A 21818-nucleotide genomic window follows, 5' to 3' on the forward strand; every position below is an offset into this window, starting at 1 on the left:
CCCAGCCTACGGGCTGGTTTCCAGCAGCGTCAGCGCGTCCTTCGCCCGCACCCAGAGCGTGCCTTGCCAGTCCAGCAGGCCCAGCTCGCGGCCCAACGCCTGGCCATAACGGCGGCGCGGCAAGTGCTGGTTGTGCTGCTCTTCGTCGCGTAGCACCGGTATCACTTCGTTGCTCAGCCACTGGCGCAGGCTGCGGTTTTCCGGGTGGTAGAAGTTGACCGCCAGCAGCGCGTAGACACCGCTCTCGCTGACCAGCAGCTCTTCTTCGGCTGCGCCTCGCGGCCCCATCAGCAGGGCTTTGCGGTGCTGGTCCGGGTCCAGGCGATGGATCACCCGTTCGGTGACGTGGCTGTTGGTCAGCCGCGCCAGGTCGCGGGCGACGAACCAGGCCTGGCGCTCGATCAACACGACGCGCAGCTGGCGGTGGTAGCGCAGGAAAGTGGAGGGAATCAGGACGGAATCGGAAGGGCTCATTGCTGTCGCTCCTTGCTGTATTCAAGAAGCCGCCACCGGAATGCCGGGAGGGGAGGCGGACCGTGCAAGGGTGGAAAACCGGCTATTACCAGACCGGCCGGGCCGAAGCCCGCCTTGCACGGTCCGCCATAGACAGCCAGAGAAGGCCCGGCTTGTTTAAGGCCTGACCCTCTCTGCTATGGCGCGTAGGTAATAGCTCAGGTTTCCACACCTGACCGCGAAAATCGCGGCGGGCGAAAACTACGCAGAGAGCTTGTAGGACCGCAATGCAGTTACAGCGTAGGAAATTTCGCCTGGTAGGCGGCACGAGCCTTTTTCTCGCCTGCCGCAGCCACGTCGGGGCTGGGCTGGAAACCGTAGGATGGGTTGAGGCACGAAACCCATGCGGTCGCCGGTGACGTTCGTGCTGTGTTCGTCATTGGAGCGGACGACCACATGCAGCATGGGTTTCGCTTCGCTCAACGCCATCCTACGGATACGTTGCCCCTTTCTTCATTCGAAGGTGCTGCTGACCACTCCGGCGTCGATCACCTTGGCCTGGATCACCTTCTGGCTGCTCAGGTTGCGCACCTTGATCACTTCGCCTTGCTGACCGTTGGCCATCGCCTCGCCGGGCATGCTCGCCTGGATGCCGTCGCGGCTGGCGCTGATGCGGACTTGTTGGCCGCGCTTTACCTGCGCGGCCTCGGTGAGCAGCGCCGGGGTCAGCAGTTGGCCGGCGCGCACTCGGCGGCGCAGGGCCTGGCCGAGCACCTGGTCGGCGCGTACGTAGAAGCCGTGGTGGGCGCGGGCGATGTTCTGGGTCTTTAGCTGCAGGTCGCCGGCTTCCAGGGTGTGGCCGCGCTCCAGCACGGCGCCGGTCACCAGCACCGGCAGGAAGACCTCCGCTTGGCTGCTGACCACCAGCGACCAGCCATCGCCGCAGCGTACTTCGTAGCGCTGGCGGGCTAATGCCGAAGGCTCTTCGCTGCGGCGCAGCACCTGCAGCGGGGTGGCGCAGGGTGTCGGCGGCAGCGCGCCAAGCAGTTCGTGACTGAACTGGCTGCGGGCGCCTTGCCAGCCATTGCGCTGTGCCTCGTCGGCCAGTTGTGAGGAAAGCTGTGCGTTCACCGCCTGTTCGACCTGGGCACGCACGCCGTCGGCAGCTTCGCTCACCGGCGCGCAGCAGAGGCCGGCGAAGAGGAGGAAGAGGGCGGAAATGGCTTTTCCGCCTGCCGTCGCCGGGCGACGCGAAAGCGGAAGGCGGCGTTGTGCCTGTTGTCCTTCCTGCTGGCTGAAAGTCAATGAAATCAAGGTTTTGCTCGCTGTTCTCAAGATAGGCACGGTTCCTGCTGAAGGGGATCCCAGCAAGAGTCAGGCCGGAGACACGAACGATGAGCATACGGGTAGAAGAATCGCTGGGCGTGCACATTCGCGCGCTGCAGGTGCGTGGCGAGCGCAGCGAAATCCTCGCCGCCAACCTGGCGAACCAGGACACCCCGGGTTTCCTCGCCCGCGATATCGATTTCGCCGGCGAGATGCAGCGCCTCGATCCGCAGGGCGCCGACGCCGACCTGGTGTCCGCCGACAGCCCGGCGCAGTTGAAGTACCGCATTCCCAACCAGCCGTCCGAAGACGGTAACACCGTCGAACAGGGTGTCGAGCAGGCCGAGTTCTCGCGCAACGCCATGGGCTTCCAGACCAGCCTGACCTTCCTCGGCATGCAGTTCCGCGGCCTCAAGCAAGCCATCGAAGGACATTGACCATGGCACTGGATTCCATCTACCGCATCGCCGGTTCCGCGATGACCGCGCAGACCGTGCGCCTGAACACCGTGGCCAGCAACCTGGCCAACGCCGATTCCGCCGCCTCCAGCGCGAGCGCCGTGTACCAGGCGCGCAAGCCGATGTTCGCCGCGGTCTACGGCAACGACGAGCTGACCCGCGGCGCCGGCATGGGCGGCGCGCGCGTGCAGGTGATGGATGTGGTCACCTCCGGCCGCCAGCCGCAACGCCGCTACGAGCCGAACAACCCGCTGGCCGACCGCGACGGCTACGTGTTCTACCCGGACGTCAACGAGATCGAGGAAATGACCGACATGATGTCGGCCACCCGCAGCTTCGAGAACAGCGTCGACGTCCTCAACCGCGTACGCAGCATGCAGCAGGGCCTGCTGAAGCTCGGAGAAGAGGCATGACCACCGTCAACGGCACCACGTCCGGCAGTTCCACGGACAGCACCAGCAGCAACCCGACTGCCAACCTGACGGACGTCAGCCAGCTGCAGAACAACTTCATCAGCCTGATGGTCGCGCAGATCCAGTACCAGGACCCGACCGACCCGGTGGACAGCACCCAGTTCGTCAACCAGTACTCGCAGCTGTCGCAGGTGCAGAGCCTGGAGAACCTCAACACCATCCAGAAGAACAGCCTGGTGCTCGCCGACAACCTGCAGAACCTCACCGCAGCCGGGCTGGTGGGCCACCAGGTGATGGTCTCGGCGGACAGCCTGAGCCTGGACGCCGCCGCCATCGACGGCCAGGTGCAGCTGGAGCACGCCTCCACCAGCACCACCCTGAAGCTGACCAGCAGCGCCACCGGCGAGGTCACCGAGGTCGCCCTCGGCCCGCAGGAGGCCGGCACCGTGATGTTCACCGTCGATCCCGAGAAGCTCGGCCTGGCGCCGGGCAAGTACGCCGTCGAGGTGCAGACCAGCAGCGGCGAGAAGCCCAAGGTCGAGATCGGCGGCAAGGTCAGCAACGTGCGGGTCAGCAGCAATGGCCCGGTGCTGGACGTTGACGGCGTGGGTTCCGTGCCTTTCTACAACATCGTCGAATTCGGCAGCGGCGCTGCCTGAGCCCTTCCTAGGAGCAACCCCAGATGAGCTTCAACATCGCCCTGACCGGCCTGAACGCAGTCAGCGAGAAACTGGACGCGGTCAGCAACAACATCGCCAACGTCGGCACCACCGGCTTCAAGTCCTCGCGCACCGAGTTCGGCAGCGTCTACGCCGACAGCCAGGCAATGGGCGTGGAAGTGCTCGGCAACACCCAGAGCATCAGCCTCGGCGGCAGCATCACCAACACCAGCCGCAACCTCGACCTGGCGATTTCCGGCGCCGGTTTCTTCATGGTCAAGGGCGGCACCGGCGAGACGCAGTACACCCGCGCCGGCGTGTTCAACACCGACAACGCCAACTACGTGGTCAACGCCTCCGGCCAGCGCCTGCAGGGCTACATGACCGATGCCGCGGGCAACCTGCAGTCCGGCACCGTGGGCGATCTGCAAGTGAAGCCCGCCAGCCTGCCGGCCAAGGCCACCGACGCGCTGACCTTCGTCGCCAACCTCGACGCCGACGAAGCCGTGCCGACCACCACGCCCTTCGATCCGGCGACCAAGGCCAGCTACAACTCCACCTACACCACGAAGATCTACGACTCCCAGGGCAAGCAGCACACCCTGACCCAGTACTTCGTGAAGAACGCCGCCAACGACTGGACCAGCAACTACTACGTCGATGGCACCGCCGCTGGCAGCCAGGCGCTGACCTTCGACTCGGCCGGCATGCTGACCTCGCCGACCACCCCGACCACCCTCAGCGTCGCCGGCCTGCCCGGCGGCGTGGCGCCGCTGTCGATCGCCGTCGACTTCACCGGCACCACCCAGTACGGCTCGGACTTCGCGGTGACCACCAACGCCCCCACCGGCTACGCCTCGGGTGACAAGACCGGCCTGACCGTCGACGACCAGGGCATGGTCTACGTCAACTACAGCAACGGCGAGCGCCTGCTGCAGGGCCAGGTGGTACTGGCCAACTTCACCAACCCGCAGGGCCTGAAAGCGGTCAGCGGCACTGCCTGGACCGAGACTTCGTCCTCCGGCAGCGCGCTGGTCGGCGCGCCCGGCAACGGGCAGTTCGGCGACCTGGTGGCCGGCGCCCTGGAAGGCTCCAACGTGGACCTGACCGCGCAGCTGGTGGACCTGATGGAAGGCCAGCGCAACTACCAGGCCAACACCAAGGTGCTGACCACCGACAAGGAACTCACCCAAGCGCTGTTCGGCGCCATCTGAGGCTGACCCATGGACCGCCTTGCCTACACCGCGATGACCGCCGCCAACCGCACCCTGGAGTCGCTCTCGGTGCGCGCCAACAACCTGGCCAACGCCAATACCCCGGGTTTCCGTGCCGACATGGAAAGCGCCCAGGCGGTGGACATCAAAGGCTACGGCTACGACAGCCGGCACCTGGCAACCGTGAAGAACGACGGCGTCGACATGACCCCGGGCACCCTCACGGTGACCGGCCGCGACCTCGACTTCGCCATCCGCGGCCAGGGCCTGATCGCCCTGCAGGACGGCAACGGCGAGGCCTATACCCGCCACGGCAGCATGGTGGTCGACAGCGAGGGACGCCTGACCATCAACGGCCGCCAGGTGATGGGCGAGGGCGGTCCCATCGTGCTGCCCGAGTACGACAACGTGAGCATCGGCGAGGACGGCACCATTTCGGTGATGCCGCGCGGCGATTACCTGATGACCGAGGTCGACAAGATCAAGCTGGTCGACGCGCCGGCCGCCGAACTGAAGAAGAACGCCGCCGGCCTGCTGGTGCGCAAGGACGGTCAGCCGGCCCAGGCCGCCGACAACGTGCGCCTGGTCAGCGGCTACCTGGAGTCGAGCAACGTGTCCTCGATCGACCAGCTCACCGCGACCCTCAGCCTGAATCGCACGTTCGAGACCCAGGTGAAGATGATGAAGGCCGCCGAGGACATGGCGTCCGCTGGCGATCGCCTGCTGCGCGACTGACGCCCACCCGTACAACTTGAGGCCGCGCAGGGCGCGGCCGTGAAGGAGCATCTACATGAGTTCGGCACTCTGGGTCAGCAAGACCGGTCTGGCGGCGCAGGACACCGCGCTGTCGGCGGTCGCCAACAACCTGGCCAACGTCAACACCAACGGCTTCAAGAGCGACCGCGTGGTCTTCGAGGACCTGTTCTATTCCATCGACCGCCAGCCTGGCGCCCAGGCCGACCAGGTCAACACCGTGCCCTCGGGCATCCAGTTGGGCAGCGGCGTGCGCGTCGCCGGCACGCAGAAGGTGTTCACTGAAGGCAGCATGCAGACCACCGGCCAGCCGATGGACCTGGCGATCGTCGGCCGCGGCTTCTTCCAGGTCGAAGCGCCCAACGGCGACACCCTGTACACCGAGAACGGCCAGCTGCAGCTCAACTCCGACGGCGTGGTGGTCAACGCCCAGGGCCTGCCGCTGATCCCCAACATCGAGGTGCCGGCCGGCGCCAGCAGCTTCACCGTGGGCAGCGACGGCACCGTCACCGCGATCCTGCCGGGCGAGACCCAGCCGACCCAGCTGGGCCAGATCACCCTGGTCAACTTCACCAACCCGGCCGGCCTCGAAGCCCTGGGTGGCAACCTCTACCGCGAGACCGTCGCCAGCGGCCAGCCGGTGGAAGGCACGCCGGGCGAGGAGGGCCTGGGGACGCTCAAGCAGGGCGTACTGGAAGGCTCCAACGTGCAGGTGGTGGAAGCGATGGTGAACATGATCGCCATCCAGCGCGCCTACGAGGCCAACGCCAAGGTGCTGGACGCCGCCTCCGGCATGCAGCAGTTCCTCAACCAGACCGTATGACCGCCATGAGCCGCCTGCCGATGCTGCTTGCCGCGCTGCTCCTGCTGGGCGGCTGCGCGAGCTTCAACGAGATGCTTCCGGAAGAGGATTCCAGCGCCTACCAGCCGCCGAAGTTCGACTACAGCATGCCGCCGACCACCGCCGGCGGGTTGTACCGTACCGGCTTCTACGGCGGCCTGGTGCAGGACCAGCGCGCCCTGCGCGTGGGCGACGTGCTCACGGTGGTGCTGGAAGAGCAGACCCAGTCGAGCAAGAGCGCCGGCACCAGCTTCGACAAGAGCTCGAGCCTGGGCATTGGCGTGCCGAAGATCCTCGGCCACGACTACGACCGCCTGGAAAGCTCGGCCAGCGGCAAGCGCGACTTCAAGGGCGACGCCAAGAGCGAGCAGCAGAACTCCCTGCGCGGCTCCATCGCGGTGACCGTGCACCAGGTGCTGCCCAACGGCACCCTGCTGATCCGCGGCGAGAAGAACCTGCGCCTGAACCAGGGCTCGGAGTTCATCCGCCTGACCGGGATGGTCCGGGTCGAGGACATCAACCGCAACAACCAGGTGTCCTCGCTGAACGTCGCCAACGCCAACATCTCCTACGCCGGGCGCGGCGTGCTCAACGACAGTAACTCGGCCGGCTGGCTGACGCGCTTCTTCACCCACCCCATCTTCCCCCTGTGAGACGAGACCGGTCATGCGCCTGACGCTCAAGCTTTTCCTTCCCGCGGCCTTGCTCCTATGGCCGCTGGCGAGCCGCGCGGTGCCGCTGCTGGACCTGGTCGACATCGAGGGCGTGCGCGGCAACCAGCTGATCGGCTACGGGCTGGTGGTGGGCCTCGACGGCACTGGCGACAAGAACCAGGTGAAGTTCACCAGCCAGTCGGTGGTGAACATGATCAAGCAGTTCGGCGTGAACCTGCCGGCCAACGTCGATCCCAAGCTGAAGAACGTGGCGGCAGTGAGCATCACCGCCGAGGTGCCGCCGTCCTACAGCCCCGGCCAGACGGTGGACGTCACCGTTTCCTCGCTGGGCGATGCCAAGAGTCTGCGCGGCGGCCAGCTGCTGCTCACGCCGCTGCGTGGCATCGACGGCGAAACCTATGCCCTGGCCCAGGGCGCGGTGGCCGTCGGCGGCCTCAACGCCAGCGGCCAGAGCGGCTCCAGCGTGGCGATCAACACCGCCAACGGCGGCCGCATCCCCAATGGCGCGACCATCGAACGGATGATCCCCAGCGACTTCACCACGCGCCCGGACATCATGCTCAACCTGCGCCAGCCGAGCTTCCAGACCGCCACCAACATCGTCACCGCGCTGGACGGCATGCTCGGCGCCGGCAGCGCCCAGGCGCTCGACGGCACCAAGGTCAGCGTGCGCGCGCCGCTCTCGCCGAACCAGCGCACCAGCTTCATGGCCTTGCTCGAAGGCGTCGAGGTGAAGGAAGGCCGCGAGCGGCCGAAGGTCGTCTTCAACAGCCGCACCGGCACCGTGGTCATCGGCCAGGGCGTGCGCGTGAAGGCCGCCGCCGTGTCCCACGGCAGCCTCACCGTGACCATCAGCGAGAACCCGCAGGTCAGCCAGCCGGCGCCGTTCTCCAACGGCCAGACCACCGTCACGCCGCAGTCCAGCGTCAACGTCAGTCAGGACAAGAAGCCGATGTTCCGCTGGCCGGAAGGCACCAACCTGCAAAGCATCATCGACACCGTGAACAGCCTTGGCGCCACGCCGGACGACGTCATGAGCATCCTCCAGGCGCTGGAGAAGGCCGGCGCGCTGAACGCCGAACTGATCGTCATCTAAGGCCGGGCCATGAGCATCGTTTCCCTTCCCACCGCGCTGAACGTCGCCCGTGGCCAGCAGGCCAACCCGCAGGCGCGCCTGCAGGCAGCGGCCGAGCAGTTCGAGGCGCTGTTCCTGCAGCAGATCCTCAAGCAGATGCGCAAGGCCAGCGACGTGCTTTCCGCCGGCAGCATGCTGCGCAGCCGCGACCTGGACACCATGCGCGATTTCTACGACGGCGTGATGGCCGACGACCTGGCGCAGAAGAAGCAGACCGGCATCGCCGACATGCTGGTGCGCCAGCTCTCCGGGCATGACGCGCAAGGGCAGGGCGAGGCGCTGGCCGGCGGCGACCGCCTGGGCCTGCCGCGCAGCCTGCAGCAGGCGGTAGCAGCCGATTGGCAGCGCAGTGTGCAGAGCGTCGGGCGCCTTTGGCAGCGCGGCAGCGCGGCATTTTCCGACCTGGTCGAGAGCCTGATTTCCCACGAGTCGTCCGGCGACGTCGCCGCCGTGTCCTCGCGCGGAGCGCGCGGCCTGATGCAGCTGATGCCGGACACCGCGAAGGACATGGCGGCCAAGCTCGGCATGGATTTCGACGAGCAGCGCCTGACCCAGGACGGCGCGTACAACCGCCAGCTCGGCAGCGCCTACCTGGACGAGATGCTGCGGCGCTACGACGGCCAGCGCGCACTTGCACTGGCTGCCTACAACGCCGGTCCGGCGCGGGTCGACGAGTGGCTGAAGACCAATGGCGACCCGCGCAACGGCGAAGTCGATATCGACACCTGGGTACAGCGCATTCCCTTCGACGAGACCCGCAACTACACCCGCGGCATCCTCGACGACCTGGCCCGCCGTGGTCATGCCTCTACGGCTCCGGCGCGCAGCAATGAAAGTGCGCCGGCAGCGCCGCTTAAGCCGCAGGCCGATCCCGTCGCCTATCAGCAACAGGGCGCACAGCATCAGGCGCTGTCCGCCGCCTTCGCCCAACCGATCCGCCTTCAGCCGAAAGGGAAGCAGTCGTGAGCAATTTGACGCAGATCGCCTACAGCGGCGTGCGCGCCTCGGAGATCGCCCTGTCGGTCACCGGGCAGAACACCTCCAACGTCAACACCCCCGGTTTCAGCCGGCTGTCCACGGTGATGAGCTCGCTGGGCGGGCAGGGCATGTCGAACCCCGGTGGCGGCGTCACGGTGAGCAGCATCCGCCGCATGTCCGACGACTTCCACAACCAGCAACTGTGGCGCGCGACCACCGCGCAGAATTACTACAGCGACTCGCAGCAGTACCTGGGTGCGCTGGAAGACCTGATGTCCAGCGACGGCGCCAGCATCAACGTCGGCCTGGACAACTTCTTCACCGCCCTGAGCGAGGCCACCGGCACGCCCGATTCCGATGCCCTGCGCAAGCAGATCATCACCGAGGCCGGCAACCTGGCGCAGCGCTTCAATACGCTCTCCGGCAACATCGACACCCAGCTCAAGTCGCTGCAGGAGCAGCGCAGCAGCATGGTCGGCGAGATCAACGGGCTGACCTCCAACATCGCCCTGCTGAACAAGAAGATAGTCGCGGCCAAGTCCGCCGCCGCCGATCCCTCGGCGCTGCAGGACCAGCGCGATGCACTGATCACCCAGCTCAGCCAGTACAGCGGCATCCGCACCGCGACTGCCGACGACGGTTCGATCTCGGTGTCCCTGGCCAACGGCCAGCCGCTGGTGGCCGGTGCTTCCGCCGCGCAACTGAAGGTCAGCCTGACCTCAACGGGGGAGCAGGATGTCAGCCTGTCCTTCGCCGGCACCCAGTTCTCCATCGACCAGCAGGGCCTGGGCGGCGGCATGGGCGCGCTGTACGACACCGAATACCAGACCCTGCGGCCGAACCAGGACCGCCTCGGGCAGATGGCCTCGCAGGTTGCCGACCTGGTGAACAACACCCTCGCCGGTGGCTTCGACCTGGACGGCAACGCCGGTCAGCCGCTGCTGCAGTACAACGCCGGCAGCACCAAGATGCTGACCCTGACCGGCCTCACCGCACGCCAGCTGGCGCTGTCGGACAGCGTCGGCGAGGCGGGCAACAACGGCAACCTGCTCAAGCTGATCGACCTGAAGAACCAGTCGATCACCCTCGACGGCAACGCCGTGTCGCTGAACGACGCCTACGCCGGAATGATCGGCGAGGTCGCCAGCGCGAGCCGGCAGAACCAGGGCGACCTGGATACCGCCAAGTCCGTGACCACCCAGGCGCAGGCCCAGCGCGACAGCGTCAGCGCGGTGAACCTGGACGAGGAAGCGGTGAACCTGATGACCTACCAGCAGGCCTACCAGGCCAACATGAAGGTCATCAGCACCGCCAAGGACCTGTTCGACAGCATGCTCGCCGCCTTCTGAGCGGCCTGACCGGAAAACGCCCGATGCGCATCACCAATTCGCAGACCACCTCGATCCTGCTGGACTCGATGACCCGCAACAACGACAAGCTGTCGCAGCTGATGCAGCAGATGTCGAGCAGCAATCGCCTGTTGCACCCCTCGGACGACCCCATCGCTTCGGTGAGCATCCTGCGCGTGCAGCGCGCCGAGGCCAGCCTGACCCAGTACGGCAGCAACATCTCCAGCCTGTCCGGCAGCCTGTCGATCCAGGAAACCAACCTGCAGTCGACCTCCGACACCATGCTCGACGTGCGCGACCTGCTGCTGTGGGCCTCCAACGGCTCCAACGGCAAGGAAGAGCTGAGCGCCATGGCCGGGCAGCTGTCGACCCTGGAAACCACCCTGGTGAGCTACCTCAACGTGCAGGACGAGGAGGGCCGCTACCTGTTCTCCGGCACCCTGACCGACAAGCCGGCGGTGACCTTCGACTCGGCGACCGGCACCTACTCGGCCACCGGCAACGCCAAGACCCGCCAGGCCGCCGTGGCCAACGGCGTGCTGGTCGACGAGAACGTCGCGGTGCAGCCGATCTTCGGCGGCAGCATGGACTTCCTCAACAGCCTCCACGGCCTGGTCGCCAAGCTGCAGGACCCGGCGCTGGACACCACCGACCCGACCGTCCTGCAGAGCATCAAGGACACCATGAACCTGCTGGACGACAGCCAGGGCAAGGTGCTCTCGACCATCACCGACCTGGGCGGCCGGCAGAACACCCTGACCCTGCTGGACAACAGCAACCAGGACGTGTCGCTGGTCAACCAGAAGATCGAGGGCGACCTCTCGGCGCTGGACTACGGCAAGGCGAGCATCGACCTGAACAACTACAAGCTGGCGCTGCAGGCGACCCAGAAGACCTACGTGACGGTCAACGGGCTGTCGCTGTTCAGCATCCTCTAAGGTCCCCGGGCGATGAAGGTCGAGAATCCGTTTCCGGCGGTCGCCGCCATCGAGGGCAACGAGCGCCGCACGCCGGTGCCGCTGTCCGGCCGTGGCGGCGTACGCCAGCGCAAGAGCGCTGGCGCCGGCGATGCCGTGCAGGTCGAGCGCGGGCCGGGCAAGGCCGCTGGCTTCAGCATCCAGCTCAACCAGCAGCTGAGCGCCATGCAGAGCGCCGAAGGCTACCTGGGCGAGCTGTCCGACCGTCTCAGCCAGCTCAAGCTCAGCCTCGGCCGCGAACTGGCGTCCAGCCAGGGCAGCAGCCGCAAGCCACTGGACGAGCCGCTCAAGCAGGCGGCCGACCTGCTCGACCAGCGCAGCGAGCGCAGTGCCGGCGGGCTCGACGCCAACCTCGAACTGCGCCTGCACGAGCCGGCGCGCACGCGCTTCTCCATCGACGGCCTGGAAACCCTCGACCAGGCCCGCAGCGGCGGCCGCGAGAGCCTGCTGTTCAGCGCCGGACGCAGCCAGACCGAGCCGGGCGTGGTGGTGCTCGACGATGCCATGAGCGACCAGCAGGTCCTGCGCAGCTTCAACCTGGGCCTGGCGTCCTCGGGCATTCGCGCGGAAGTCGGCGCGGACGGCAAGCTGACGTTCTCCATGGCCGAGACCGAGTGGCAGCGCAACGGCGGCGAGCTGAACGTGAAAGGCGAGGGCAAGCGCTTCGCCAAGGACCGCAGCAGCCGCGCGCAGACCCGCGAGGAGCGCCTGCTGCAGCTGCCGCAAAGCCTGGCCGGCAGTGGCCAGCGCGAGCTGCGGCAGATGCTCGACCAGGTGATCGATGCGCTGGACCGTATCGGTACCCTGCGCGACCAGCTGCGCCAGCGGCAGAACGAAATTCGCGAATTCCTCGCGCGCCAGGCCGGCAGCGACGAGCAGCAATGGGCGCAGGACTACGCCGGCACGGTTTTCGACCTGGTCCGCCAGAGCGGTTCGAGCTACGCCGCGGTGACCCAGACAGTGGTCGCGCAAGCGAACTTGAGCCGATTCACGGTGGTCAGCCTGCTTTCTTGAGTCGACCTTGTTAAGCTCCGTCGAACCAATGGACCGTTCGACGGTCCGAGCATGCGGCGGAGGCAAGGGACAGGCCCCGCGTGTACCTCAGGCACAGACGGTGAAGGCGATCCGCATGGTTTACGTACAACGTGATGGACATGGAAAACTGTTGAGGGTGGAGAGCCAGCCGTTCGAGGGCATGAACGACACGCTGGCCTACCAGAGCGACGAACTCAAGGATTGGCTGGAGGCCCGCACCGAGGTGCGTAGCCGCCTGGACCTGCTGCGTCATTCCGACCTGGACCTGGTGCGGGTGCTGGAAGACGTGGTCAACGTCCTGGTCGAGCGCGGCGTGATCCGCTACACCGACCTCCCCGAAGCGGCCCGTCGCAAGCTCGACGACCGCGCCGTGGCCCGCGCCGAGCTGGAAGGCCTGGCCGACCATCCGGGTGACGAATAGCTGCCACGGCAAGCCGTTTCCGCCGATTCTCGCGCTCCCGCGCTTTCCGCAGCAGCGAGGGGGACGCCTAGTTCTTGCTCACGAACCGCACGGCACGGTATTTCCCCTGTAGGAGCGGCCCATGGCCGCGATTCGCGCGCATGGCGCGCTCCTGCAGGGAGCTTCGGTGCGGGGTTTGTCGCGGATGAGATCCGCTCCTGCAGGAGGATGCCGAACGCCCCGCGTGCACCCTATAGCGCCCTCGCCCTCCAGGGCGGGTCGCGCAGAGAGGGGCCTTGGCGGTCGCGCACTCTGCAGTTCGCCGGAAAACACCGTCCGCCCGTTCCCGCCCAGTGAGCAAATCGGCTCCGGCAGTTGTCTGAGGTAGCGCGGGTATACTCGCCCGCCTGCCTGATCCCGGAGCCCCGCTTGTCGATCCCTCTTGCCTCACGCCCGTTGCTTTCCTTCGTTGCAGCGGCCTGCCTCAGTCTCAGCGCATCTCTCTATGCCTGCCCGGCCGGCCAGGCGGAAATCTGCATGGGCGAATGCATCTGCGTGTCCGATCCCGATGGCACGCTGGGCGGCCTGCAGGAGAGCGCCCGGCAAGTCGCCGCGCCCGCCCTGGCGCTGTGGCTTAACCAGTCGCGCGAGCAGGCGCTGGCCGCCGGCGCCGAGCCCATTCCGCTGGATCTGCGCGTGAAGTTGCAGGCCTGGTATCCGGACGATTTGCTGCAAAGCGTGCGCTACCGCGTCGGCCAGGGCGACGACGTCGATGCCGCCAGCGCCATGCTGCAGAACCAGGACGTGGTCGCCGTGACCCTGGTGGACGTGATCGTGTTCCGCAATCGTGACGACGCGCTAAGCGACCTGGCGCTCTGGGCCCACGAACTCAAGCACGTGCAGCAATACCGCGAGCTGGGCGTGAACGGCTTTGCCCAGCAGTACGTGCGCAACTACCACACCCTTGAAGATCCGGCCTACGCCATCCAGAACCAGGTCGAAAAGGGCCTGCATACCGCATCGCGCAGCAACTGACCTCGCCGCTCAGAGCAACTGGAAGGTCCGCTTGATCTACTCGCGCAGCGCCGTTCGGCCTCTGGTTCGGAGTTTCAGGTGCTCTGCGTCGGGTTGCGGGTTTCGTGCTGCCCGCCCATCCGGCACAGGCCGCCACGGTCGAGCAGGCGCACTTCGCGGCCATGGCACTCGATCAGCCCAGCCTGGGCGTAGCGGGTGAACAGCCGGCTGACGGTTTCCACGGTGAGGTCGAGGTAGTTGCCGATTTCCGCGCGGGTCATCGGCAGGATGAAGGCATCCGGTGACAGGCCACGCTGGTGATAGCGGGTCGACAGCCCGAGGAGGAAGGTGGCCAGGCGCTGTTCGGCCCGTTCTCGGCTATGGCGGATGTGTTCGTGCTCAACGTGGATGCCCTGGCTGAGAATGTGCAGCAACTGGTGGCGCAGGCCGGGGATGCGTCCGGAAAGCTCTTCCAGCTGATCGAGGCCGATGGCGCAGACCAGCGAGGTCTCCAGGGCCGTGGCGTAGCCGCGGAATCGCTCGGCGCCGATGGCGTCGAGGCCGAGCATCTCGCCGGGGAGGATGAAGCCGGTCACCTGTTCTTCGCCATTCGCATCCAGCAGGTAGGTCTTGATGGCGCCGGAGCGCACCGCGTAGACGTGCTGCATGAGGTCGTCGGCGCGGAACAGATACTCGCCCTTGTGCAGCGGACGATTGCGCCGAACGATGTGGTCGAGCTCTTCGACTTCGCTGTTGCTGAGGCTCGCCGGCAAGCAGAGACGGCTCAGTGAACAGGCCTGGCAACTGACCTGGAGACGAGGGGGGGGGCGCTCTTCAGGCATTACACACCCGCAAAGATGACATAGGCGAATTAAATATAGTCAGCCCGTGCCCCTATGCATTGTGGGGTGATGGAAAGCAGAACGGCGCCCGGCGCCAGTGTCGGCGCAATGGCCGCGCGCGCCGCCGTCCCAGGGCGCGCGCGGTCGGTCTGGCTCAGTCAGCCGGTTTGACCGGAATCACCTTTTCCGGATGAACGGCTTCGGGGCGCTTGGGCAAGTGCACTTGCAGCACACCCTTGGCGAACTGGGCGTTGATCTTGTCGGCATCGACTTCCTTGGGCAGGCGGAAGGCGCGCTCGAAGGAGCCATAGCGGCGCTCGGAGAGGAAGTAGTCCTTGCGCTTTTCTTCCTTCTCTTCCTTTTTCTCGCCCTTGATCACCAGGTTGCCGTTGCTCAGCTTGATCTCGATGTCCTTCTCGTCCATGCCCGGCAGCTCAGCACTGAGCTGGTATTCCTCGGCGTGCTCGCTGAGGTCCATGGCCGGCATGTGGCGAAACGGCTCGCGATGCCAGAACGGCTCGACATCGAAGGCGCTGTGGCCGAAAGGCAGGCGCAGCGGTGCCCGACCGAAGTCGTCGAAGAGGCTATCGATCTGCCGGCGCAGGTTGTCGAAGGGATGCCAGAAATCGGACGGGCCGCTGCTGGGCACCGGCGCTTTGCTGCTCTGGCTGGGGACGGGGGTAACGGGGACTTTCTTCGCGATGTTGGACATGACGGCTTCCTCCGCTTGAGGCTTGCCCGGTTGAGGGTCGAGTCGATTCTGCAAAGCCGTTCGGGTGCCGATCTTGATCATGATCAAATTTCGAAGCCCATCGGCGCTACCGTTCGACGGCGGAATGTTGATGGCAATCAAGTCGCCCGCGGTTGTCCTCCGTAGCCTGAAGAAACAGCGGCCTGGATGGTCGAGGAGGAGTGTCATGCAGACGGTAAGCGAAGGGCACGTGCGGGTGATGCAGCGGATCGCGTTGGGCCAGGACGTGCATTGCCTGCGCCTGTGCCTGGAGGATGCCGACTTCGAGCCAGTGGCTCCCGGCCAGTATTGCCGCCTCTCCGGACCGGGGCTGGCGCCGCAGGCCTGCAGCTATGTGAGCCTGCCCGACCACGACGGCTGCTTCATGGTCGCTGTGGACGGCGCGCGCACTGCCGTCGCGGTGGGCGAGCGGCTTGACTACCGTGGCCCACTGGGCTGCGGCTGGCCATTGCCGTTGCACGCCAGCCACCTGCTGTTGCTGGTGACCGACAATGGTCTGCTGAGCCTGGCCGCATTGGTCGACGAACTCGGCTGCTGGATGCCCTGGGTACAGCTGCGCCTGCTCTGCGAACCGCAGTGCTTCGAGCGCCTGCCGCAGGAATGTCGTGGTTGGCTGCGCTCGCTGGGACTGGCGCCGTCGGCCAATCCGGACTGGTACTGCGGCGACCTGCTCGACCGACTCGAAGAGCAGCTCCGCGCGCAGCCGCCGGACCTGGTGTTCTGTAGCGGTTCGCAGCGCTTCAGCCTCGCCTGCGCCGAACTTTGCCTACGCCACGGAGTGGCCCAGAGAAATATCTGGTTGCGCGCCGACATCCTGCCGCGGATCGACGGTCCGCCGGCGGAGGAGGGCCCGGTCTTCCGCCTGGATCGCTATCCACCGGCGGGACGGGGTCGGACTTGATGCACATCAAATCGACAGCCGGGCGATCGGCCCAGGCTTGAGCAAGATCCAACGAGCATGCCCCTAGCGGGGTGCCACCCATGCGGAGGTCATCATGAGTACCTATCAGCGTCTGCTTCTGATCTGCGACCCGGTCCTGCACTATTCCCCCGCCATGGCCCGCGCCCAGGCGCTGGCCGGCTCCAGCGGCGCCACCTTGCACATGGTGGCGCTCGGCAGCCTGCCGGTCGGGCTGCGCATTCTCGACAACAGCCTGCAGATCCGCGCTCGCGAGGAGGCCCTGGAGCGCCAGCAGATCTGGCTGCGCAATCAGGTCGAACTCATGCGCGGCCATGGCATCGAGGCCAGCGCCGAGGCCATCTGGAGCGAAGAGCCGCTGCAGGAGGTGTTGCAGCTGGTGAATGAGCGCTCCATCGACCTGCTGATCAAGGACAGTCAGTACGAACCGGCGCTGAGCCGCGCGCTGATGGCGCCGCTGGACTGGCAATTGCTGCGCGTCTGCCCGGCGCCGCTGCATCTGGTCAGCCTGGCTGAGCACCCGCTGCCGCGGCGAGTGGTGGCGACGCTGGACCTGTCCCAGGACGATCCGCAGGTCGACACCCTGAACGATCGTATCGTCGAGGCGGCGCAGCAACTCGCCGAACAGTGCGATGCCGAACTGCACCTGCTCGAAGCCTACGACTTGTCGCCAAGCTTCCTCGCGTATGCCGCCGGCCCGGTGTCGTGGAATGCCGAAGTGCAGGAGGAAATCACCGGTCGCGCGCACCAGCGCATGATTCGCCTGGGCGAGCGTTTTGGCGTGCCACTGAATTTCCAGCACGTGGTGAAAGGTCAGGCGACCAAGGTGATCGCCGAGTTCGCCGCCGAACAGCACATGGACGTGGTGGTGATGGGCACCCTGTACCACGCCGGGCTGGCGAAGATTATCGGCAGTACGACGGAACAGGCGCTATACAAGGTTAAGTCGAGCATCCTGGCGATTCGCCCCTGAGGAGGGGGCTCCGGCATGAAGGTGGTCGCCTTTCTCAGTCTGCTGTTCTCTTTCTGGGCCGCCGCCTGTGTGGCCTGGATGGAGTATCGCTATACGCCGGCCGGCGGCGATTCACAGTACGTGTTCCTCTGGGATCGCTGGGAGAACCGGCTGTGCCTGGTTTCCCCGGCGTCTCCCTCGAAGATCATCTGCGATTTGCGCACCCTCTGGGTGCAACAGGACGGTACGACGCGCGAAGCGCCGCGGCCCTAGGCCGTCGGCGCTTCGCGTTCAATCGGGAGTTTCAGGCGGGTCGGCGCAGCTTCGGCGAGAGGTGCGACGCGCTTGCAGGCAGGACATGCGGCGCGGCGATGCGCTGTTCCAGCCGGGCCAGGTAGTCGCGGGCCTGGCGCTCGTCATGGAAGGGTACTCGCCATTCGTCCAGTTGCACGTAGCAGTGGCCGTCGATGGTGAGCAACTGGATGCGCATGGAAACCTCCCGCGGCTCAGGACGCCGCTTGCAACTTCAGGGTATGGATCAGTTGGGTGGCGTCTTCGGGGTCCTGGTGGCTGCTGAAGCCGAGGAAACGCGCCAGGTCATGCATGGCCGTGTTGGCCGCCGAGTCCACTGAAAACATCTGCTGCAATCCATTGCGTCGTGCGCAGTCGATCAGGTGGCGCATCAGCGCGACGGCCAGGCCGCGCTCGCGCCAGTCGTCCGCGACTGTGACTGCGCATTCGCACTGCTGCTTGTCCTGGCCCACCGAGTAGCGGCTGATGCCGACCTCGATGAGCTCGCCGTCCTGATGGACCAGGGCGACGTAGGCAACGCTGTCGTGGAAGTCCACCGCCATCAGCTGGTCGAGCAGGGCCGGGCTCACCTCGCGCATGCTGCAGAGGAAGCGGAAGTGCCGGGCCTCCGGCGACAGCCGGGCGATGAAGTCGGCTTCGCGCTGGCGGTCTTCCGCGCGCAACGGGCGGATCAGCACGTGCGTGCCGTCGGTGAGGGATTCGACCCAGTGTTCGCCGCTGGGATCTTGGGCGGGCAGGGTTGCGGGGGAAGCGGGCATGGAAACCTCCTGGCATCGGCGGATGTGTAGGCGAGTACCGCCGGATCACTTCTACGCCGGGCGTTGAATCGCGGATTGATCCGGATCAAAAGCCGAGGAGGTCAGCGCCGTTCGCAGCCGAACGGCGCCGAGGGGTCAGCAGTCGCCCTGCAGGGCGCTCTTCGCCGGGCGGCTGGTGGCCACGGAGATCGACCAGAGCACGAAGCCGCCGATGGCCAGCAGGCTGCCGACCCAGCGGGGGGGGCCCCAGCCGTAGCCGGCGGCCAGGGCCAGGCCGCCGAGGAAGGGGCCGAGTGCGTTGGCGAAGTTGAAGGCCGAGTGGTTCAGCGCCGCGGCCAGGCCCTGGGCGTCTTCGGCAACGTCCATCAGGCGCGTTTGCAGCACGGTACCCAGCGCGCCGCCGAAGCCGACGAAGAACACGCAGATCGAGACGGTCCAGATGTTCCCGGCGGTGAACGGGAAGATCGCCAGCACCACCGCGCTCCACACCAGCAGGCCGCCGGCGGTGGGCATCACGGCGCGGTCGGCGAGCACCGGGATGAACATGTTGCCGAGGGTCATGCCGACGCCGAACACCGCCAGCACCAGCGGCACCAGGGTCGGCGAGACATGCGTGACGGCGCCGAGGATGTCGGCCAGGTAGGTGTACACGGCGAACAGGCCGCCGAAGCCGATGGCGCCGATGCCCAGGGTCAGCCACACCTGGCCGCGCTTGAGCGCGCCCAGCTCGCGCAGCGGGCTGGCATCGGCCTCGGCGGGCGAGTAGGGGGCGAACAGGCGGACGCAGAGCATGGTGGTCACGCCTAGCGCGGCGACCAGGGCGAAGCTCCAGCGCCAGCCGACGGCCTGGCTCAGCCAGTTGGCCAGGGGCACGCCGACGATGGTGGCGACGGTCAGGCCGAGGAACATCCGCCCGACCGCCACGGTGCGCCGGTGCGGCGGCACCACGGAGGCGGCGACCAGCGCGGCGATGCCGAAGTAGGCGCCGTGGGGCAGGCCGCTGATGAAGCGGAACAGCAGCATCCAGTGGTAGGTCGGCGCCAGCGCGCTGAGGCCGTTGCCGAGGGCGAACAGGCCCATCAGCAGCACCAGCAGGGTGCGCCGCGGCAGGCGCGCGCCCAGCACGGCGAGCAGCGGAGCGCCCACCACCACGCCAAGGGCGTAGGCGCTGATCACATGGCCGGCGGTGGGCGCATCGATGCCCAGGGCCGGCGCGAAGTACGGCAACAGGCTCATGGTGGCGAACTCGGTGGTGCCGATGGCGAAGCCACCGACGGCCAATGCGAATAGCACCAGCGCCGTACCGCGATGCGGTTCGGTTTTGCGGGTAGTCATCAGGGATTCCTTGGTCTTATGAGGTGCGCCGAGGCGCGGCTGTCTTGCGGGGCACGGGCAAGGCGGGCCGACAGCAGAAGGACGCGCAGGATAGCAGAACCGTCCGGTCGATGGGCTGGTGAATGCGTCTGGCGCGCGGTTTGGCGATGGGCGGGAAATCTCCGCCAGGGGCCGCAGGATGGCTTGAGGCACGAAACCCATGCTGTCGTCGTGGGCTTCGGCAACGCGCTTCAACGGGGCGAATGCGGGGCGGGTTCCGGGATAAGTCCGGTGCGAGGCTTTCGCCGCATGGGGTTCGCTCAACCCATCCTACGGCGGTGTCGTTTCCGCCGCGCCGAACACCTTTTTCACCAGTGCCTGGTAGCGCTCCCGGTCTTCGCCTTGCAGTTGCGCGGCATAGGCGGCGGAGACGGCTGGGCGGATTTCGCCGAGGAGGCGGTTGATGTCCTGCACCACCTGGCGGCCGAGCGGGCTCTGCGAGCAGGCGATGTAGCCTTCGAGGTATTCCGGCGTGCCGGCGATGGCGTAGCGGCGCATGGCCGGCGCCGTCTTGCCCGAGAGCGCGAGGCGTTGCTCCAGCTCGTTGGGGTAGGCGAGCACGCCGTCGATCTGCCGGCCTTCGGTGGCCATCATGTTAAGCAGACCTTCGAGCTGGTCCTGGGCCAGGCGGCGGTACACCGCGGCGTCGTGCGGGTGCTGGTCGAGGGTGCTATCGATACCCGGGCCGTACTTGCGTCCGCCCATCACGCCCAGGCGGAAGTTGCCGTCCTGCAGCAGTGCCCGCAAGTCCACCTTGGCGTCGCGGGTGGGCGGCTGCTCGCGGTCGGCCGGCACGAACAGTTCGATGGGCAGCATCACCCGATAGGAGCCGCTGAAGGCGAAGGCGCGTTCGCGCTCCGGGGTCTTGAGGAAGGCGGCGAAGCAGGCGTTGTCGCGGGTCTTCAGCTCGCGCTCGATGCGCGGATAGTTCGCCGGCACCGTTTCCTGGATGTGCCTGTAGGCGGTCAGCCGGCGCTCGGCGATCCGCTGGGCGATCTCCGCCAGGCCCTGGCCCTGGTTCGGGCCGGTGAGGATGAATTGCGGCGGGAAGTCGGTGATGAGCCAGCGGACGGTTGGGGGGGCCGTCGGGGCAGGGGCCGCCTGGGCGGCCTGGGTGAGGGCGGCGATCAGCAGAAAGGCGCTGAAGCGGTGTCGCACGTTGGTCTGTCCTTGTCCTTCGTTCGTCAGCCGGCTCAGTATCCGGCGCCTGAAACTCTAGACAATGAATGGCGTTGCCGCACCTGGCAGGGTGCGGCCGGTGCAGGGATCGTCGCCGGCTCGGCGTGCATGGCAAGATGGCGCCTCTTCAGTGCAGCCGGATCGGACCATGCCCCGCGAGAACTTCAATGACCTGCAGGCTTTCGTCAGCGTGGCCCGCGAGGGCAGCTTCACCCGCGCTGCGGCGCAGCTGGGCGTCTCGCAGTCGGCGCTGAGCCACACCATCCGCGCCCTGGAAAGCCGCCTGGGGGTGCGCCTGCTCAGCCGCACCACGCGCAGCGTGTCGCCCACCGAAGCGGGCGAACGCCTGCTGCTGACCCTGGCGCCGCGCTTCGAGGAGATCGAGGCGGAGCTGGCGGCGCTCAGCGACTTCCGCGACAAGCCGGTCGGCACCCTGCGCATCACCGCCGCCGAGCATGCCGCGACCACGGTGCTCTGGCCGAAGCTCGTGCAGGTGCTGCCGCAGTACCCGGACATCAAGGTGGAAGTGAACATCGACTACGGCCTCACCGACATCGCCGCGCAGCGCTTCGATGCCGGCGTGCGCCTGGGCGACCAGGTGGCCAAGGACATGATCGCCGTGCGCATCGCCCCGGACCTGCGCATGGCCGTGGTAGCCAGCCCCGAGTACCTGAAGGCTCACGGCCGGCCGGAAACCGTGCAGGCACTGGCCGAGCACGCCTGCATCAACCTGCGCCTGCCGACCTACGGCGGGCTGATGGCCTGGGAGTTCGAGCGCGATGGCCATGAGGTGAAGGCGCGGGTGGACGGGCAGCTGGTGTTCAACAGCAGCCCGCACATCCTGCGCGCGGCGCTGGCTGGTTTCGGCCTGGCCTACCTGCCGGAGGACATGGTGCTCGAGGCGGAAGCGGCGGGGCAGCTCGAACGGGTGCTCGACGACTGGTGCCCGACCTTCCCCGGCTACCACCTCTATTACCCGAGCCGGCGCCAGTCCTCGCGCGCCCTGGCGGTGCTGGTCGAGGCGCTGCGCTACCGCCCGTGACGGCTCGCTT

Annotated in this window: 26 protein-coding genes; 18 read left to right on the plus strand and 8 right to left on the minus strand. The window is 66.9% G+C overall.

The window, feature by feature from the left end:
- Nucleotides 1–6: 6 nt before the first annotated feature.
- Nucleotides 7–474, minus strand: a complete 468-nt coding sequence (locus PKB_RS12555) for a BRO-N domain-containing protein (RefSeq protein ID WP_043252173.1) — start codon at nucleotides 472–474, stop codon at nucleotides 7–9.
- Nucleotides 475–966: 492 nt separating this feature from the next.
- Nucleotides 967–1767, minus strand: a complete 801-nt coding sequence (gene flgA, locus PKB_RS12560; protein ID WP_242411226.1) for a flagellar basal body P-ring formation chaperone FlgA — start codon at nucleotides 1765–1767, stop codon at nucleotides 967–969.
- Between the two features lie 80 nt (nucleotides 1768–1847).
- Here flgA and flgB point away from each other — a divergent pair, with 80 nt between their 5' ends.
- The 14 genes from flgB to PKB_RS12630 all read left to right on the plus strand — a co-directional run bounded on the left by flgB (nucleotide 1848) and on the right by PKB_RS12630 (nucleotide 13700).
- On the plus strand, nucleotides 1848–2216 hold the full coding sequence (flgB, locus tag PKB_RS12565; RefSeq protein ID WP_043252174.1) for a flagellar basal body rod protein FlgB: 369 nt from the start codon (nucleotides 1848–1850) through the stop codon (nucleotides 2214–2216).
- A 2-nt stretch (nucleotides 2217–2218) separates the two neighbouring features.
- Nucleotides 2219–2650: a flagellar basal body rod protein FlgC gene (gene flgC / locus PKB_RS12570; RefSeq protein ID WP_043252175.1), complete on the plus strand. Its 432-nt coding sequence runs from the start codon at nucleotides 2219–2221 to the stop codon at nucleotides 2648–2650.
- Entirely contained in the window at nucleotides 2647–3309 is a 663-nt protein-coding gene (locus PKB_RS12575; protein WP_043252176.1) for a flagellar hook capping FlgD N-terminal domain-containing protein, read from the plus strand. The genes flgC and PKB_RS12575 overlap by 4 nt, the downstream gene beginning before the upstream one ends.
- Nucleotides 3310–3332: 23 nt before the next feature.
- Nucleotides 3333–4523, plus strand: coding sequence for a flagellar hook protein FlgE (flgE, locus tag PKB_RS12580; protein ID WP_043252177.1), 1191 nt, complete (start codon nucleotides 3333–3335; stop codon nucleotides 4521–4523).
- A 9-nt stretch (nucleotides 4524–4532) separates the two neighbouring features.
- On the plus strand, nucleotides 4533–5258 hold the full coding sequence (gene flgF / locus PKB_RS12585; RefSeq protein ID WP_043252178.1) for a flagellar basal-body rod protein FlgF: 726 nt from the start codon (nucleotides 4533–4535) through the stop codon (nucleotides 5256–5258).
- Nucleotides 5259–5313: 55 nt separating this feature from the next.
- Nucleotides 5314–6099: a flagellar basal-body rod protein FlgG gene (flgG, locus tag PKB_RS12590; RefSeq protein WP_043252179.1), complete on the plus strand. Its 786-nt coding sequence runs from the start codon at nucleotides 5314–5316 to the stop codon at nucleotides 6097–6099.
- A gap of 5 nt (nucleotides 6100–6104) precedes the next feature.
- Complete coding sequence (gene flgH, locus PKB_RS12595) at nucleotides 6105–6770, plus strand: flagellar basal body L-ring protein FlgH (RefSeq protein ID WP_043257262.1); 666 nt, start codon at nucleotides 6105–6107, stop codon at nucleotides 6768–6770.
- A 13-nt stretch (nucleotides 6771–6783) separates the two neighbouring features.
- A complete protein-coding gene (locus PKB_RS12600; RefSeq protein WP_043252180.1) occupies nucleotides 6784–7887 on the plus strand; it encodes a flagellar basal body P-ring protein FlgI in 1104 nt (367 codons plus the stop codon).
- Between the two features lie 9 nt (nucleotides 7888–7896).
- Nucleotides 7897–8892, plus strand: a complete 996-nt coding sequence (locus PKB_RS12605) for a lytic transglycosylase domain-containing protein (protein ID WP_043252182.1) — start codon at nucleotides 7897–7899, stop codon at nucleotides 8890–8892.
- Complete coding sequence (flgK, locus tag PKB_RS12610) at nucleotides 8889–10253, plus strand: flagellar hook-associated protein FlgK (RefSeq protein ID WP_043252184.1); 1365 nt, start codon at nucleotides 8889–8891, stop codon at nucleotides 10251–10253. The genes PKB_RS12605 and flgK overlap by 4 nt, the downstream gene beginning before the upstream one ends.
- A gap of 23 nt (nucleotides 10254–10276) precedes the next feature.
- Nucleotides 10277–11191 (plus strand): flagellar hook-associated protein FlgL, encoded by a 915-nt coding sequence (gene flgL, locus PKB_RS12615; protein WP_043252186.1) that lies wholly within the window; start codon nucleotides 10277–10279, stop codon nucleotides 11189–11191.
- 12 nt (nucleotides 11192–11203) lie between these two features.
- The gene (locus PKB_RS12620) at nucleotides 11204–12244 is read left to right on the plus strand and encodes a hypothetical protein (protein ID WP_043252187.1); all 1041 of its coding nucleotides are present in this window, start codon (nucleotides 11204–11206) and stop codon (nucleotides 12242–12244) included.
- 115 nt (nucleotides 12245–12359) lie between these two features.
- Nucleotides 12360–12686: a hypothetical protein gene (locus PKB_RS12625; protein WP_043252189.1), complete on the plus strand. Its 327-nt coding sequence runs from the start codon at nucleotides 12360–12362 to the stop codon at nucleotides 12684–12686.
- 408 nt (nucleotides 12687–13094) lie between these two features.
- Nucleotides 13095–13700, plus strand: a complete 606-nt coding sequence (locus PKB_RS12630; protein ID WP_052355266.1) for an eCIS core domain-containing protein — start codon at nucleotides 13095–13097, stop codon at nucleotides 13698–13700.
- A gap of 74 nt (nucleotides 13701–13774) precedes the next feature.
- Here PKB_RS12630 and fnr read toward each other — a convergent pair whose 3' ends face one another.
- Both fnr and PKB_RS12640 read right to left on the minus strand, forming a co-directional pair.
- A complete protein-coding gene (fnr, locus tag PKB_RS12635; protein ID WP_043252191.1) occupies nucleotides 13775–14521 on the minus strand; it encodes a fumarate/nitrate reduction transcriptional regulator Fnr in 747 nt (248 codons plus the stop codon).
- A 154-nt stretch (nucleotides 14522–14675) separates the two neighbouring features.
- Nucleotides 14676–15233, minus strand: a complete 558-nt coding sequence (locus PKB_RS12640; RefSeq protein WP_043252193.1) for an Hsp20/alpha crystallin family protein — start codon at nucleotides 15231–15233, stop codon at nucleotides 14676–14678.
- Between the two features lie 205 nt (nucleotides 15234–15438).
- On the opposite strand from PKB_RS12640, the gene PKB_RS12645 reads away from it, so the two are divergent.
- From PKB_RS12645 to PKB_RS12655, 3 genes are all read left to right on the plus strand, one after another.
- Nucleotides 15439–16173: a ferredoxin reductase domain-containing protein gene (locus PKB_RS12645; protein WP_043252195.1), complete on the plus strand. Its 735-nt coding sequence runs from the start codon at nucleotides 15439–15441 to the stop codon at nucleotides 16171–16173.
- Nucleotides 16174–16267: 94 nt separating this feature from the next.
- Complete coding sequence (locus PKB_RS12650) at nucleotides 16268–17164, plus strand: universal stress protein (protein ID WP_043252198.1); 897 nt, start codon at nucleotides 16268–16270, stop codon at nucleotides 17162–17164.
- A 15-nt stretch (nucleotides 17165–17179) separates the two neighbouring features.
- A complete protein-coding gene (locus PKB_RS12655; protein ID WP_043252199.1) occupies nucleotides 17180–17416 on the plus strand; it encodes a hypothetical protein in 237 nt (78 codons plus the stop codon).
- Nucleotides 17417–17447: 31 nt separating this feature from the next.
- Here the strand turns inward: PKB_RS12655 and PKB_RS12660 are convergent, their stop codons facing one another.
- The 4 genes from PKB_RS12660 to PKB_RS12675 all read right to left on the minus strand — a co-directional run bounded on the left by PKB_RS12660 (nucleotide 17448) and on the right by PKB_RS12675 (nucleotide 20745).
- Nucleotides 17448–17633 carry a hypothetical protein gene (locus tag PKB_RS12660; RefSeq protein WP_043252201.1) on the minus strand — a complete coding sequence of 62 codons (186 nt, stop codon included), beginning with the start codon at nucleotides 17631–17633 and terminating at the stop codon, nucleotides 17448–17450.
- A gap of 16 nt (nucleotides 17634–17649) precedes the next feature.
- The gene (locus PKB_RS12665) at nucleotides 17650–18213 is read right to left on the minus strand and encodes a GNAT family N-acetyltransferase (RefSeq protein WP_052355267.1); all 564 of its coding nucleotides are present in this window, start codon (nucleotides 18211–18213) and stop codon (nucleotides 17650–17652) included.
- A 135-nt stretch (nucleotides 18214–18348) separates the two neighbouring features.
- On the minus strand, nucleotides 18349–19548 hold the full coding sequence (locus PKB_RS12670; RefSeq protein ID WP_043252203.1) for an MFS transporter: 1200 nt from the start codon (nucleotides 19546–19548) through the stop codon (nucleotides 18349–18351).
- 309 nt (nucleotides 19549–19857) lie between these two features.
- On the minus strand, nucleotides 19858–20745 hold the full coding sequence (locus PKB_RS12675; RefSeq protein WP_043252205.1) for a TIGR02285 family protein: 888 nt from the start codon (nucleotides 20743–20745) through the stop codon (nucleotides 19858–19860).
- A 169-nt stretch (nucleotides 20746–20914) separates the two neighbouring features.
- On the opposite strand from PKB_RS12675, the gene PKB_RS12680 reads away from it, so the two are divergent.
- On the plus strand, nucleotides 20915–21808 hold the full coding sequence (locus tag PKB_RS12680) for a LysR family transcriptional regulator (protein WP_043252207.1): 894 nt from the start codon (nucleotides 20915–20917) through the stop codon (nucleotides 21806–21808).
- Nucleotides 21809–21818 lie beyond the last annotated feature (10 nt).

This window comes from Pseudomonas knackmussii B13 (assembly GCF_000689415.1).
GTDB classification, from domain to species: Bacteria; Pseudomonadota; Gammaproteobacteria; order Pseudomonadales; family Pseudomonadaceae; genus Pseudomonas; species Pseudomonas knackmussii.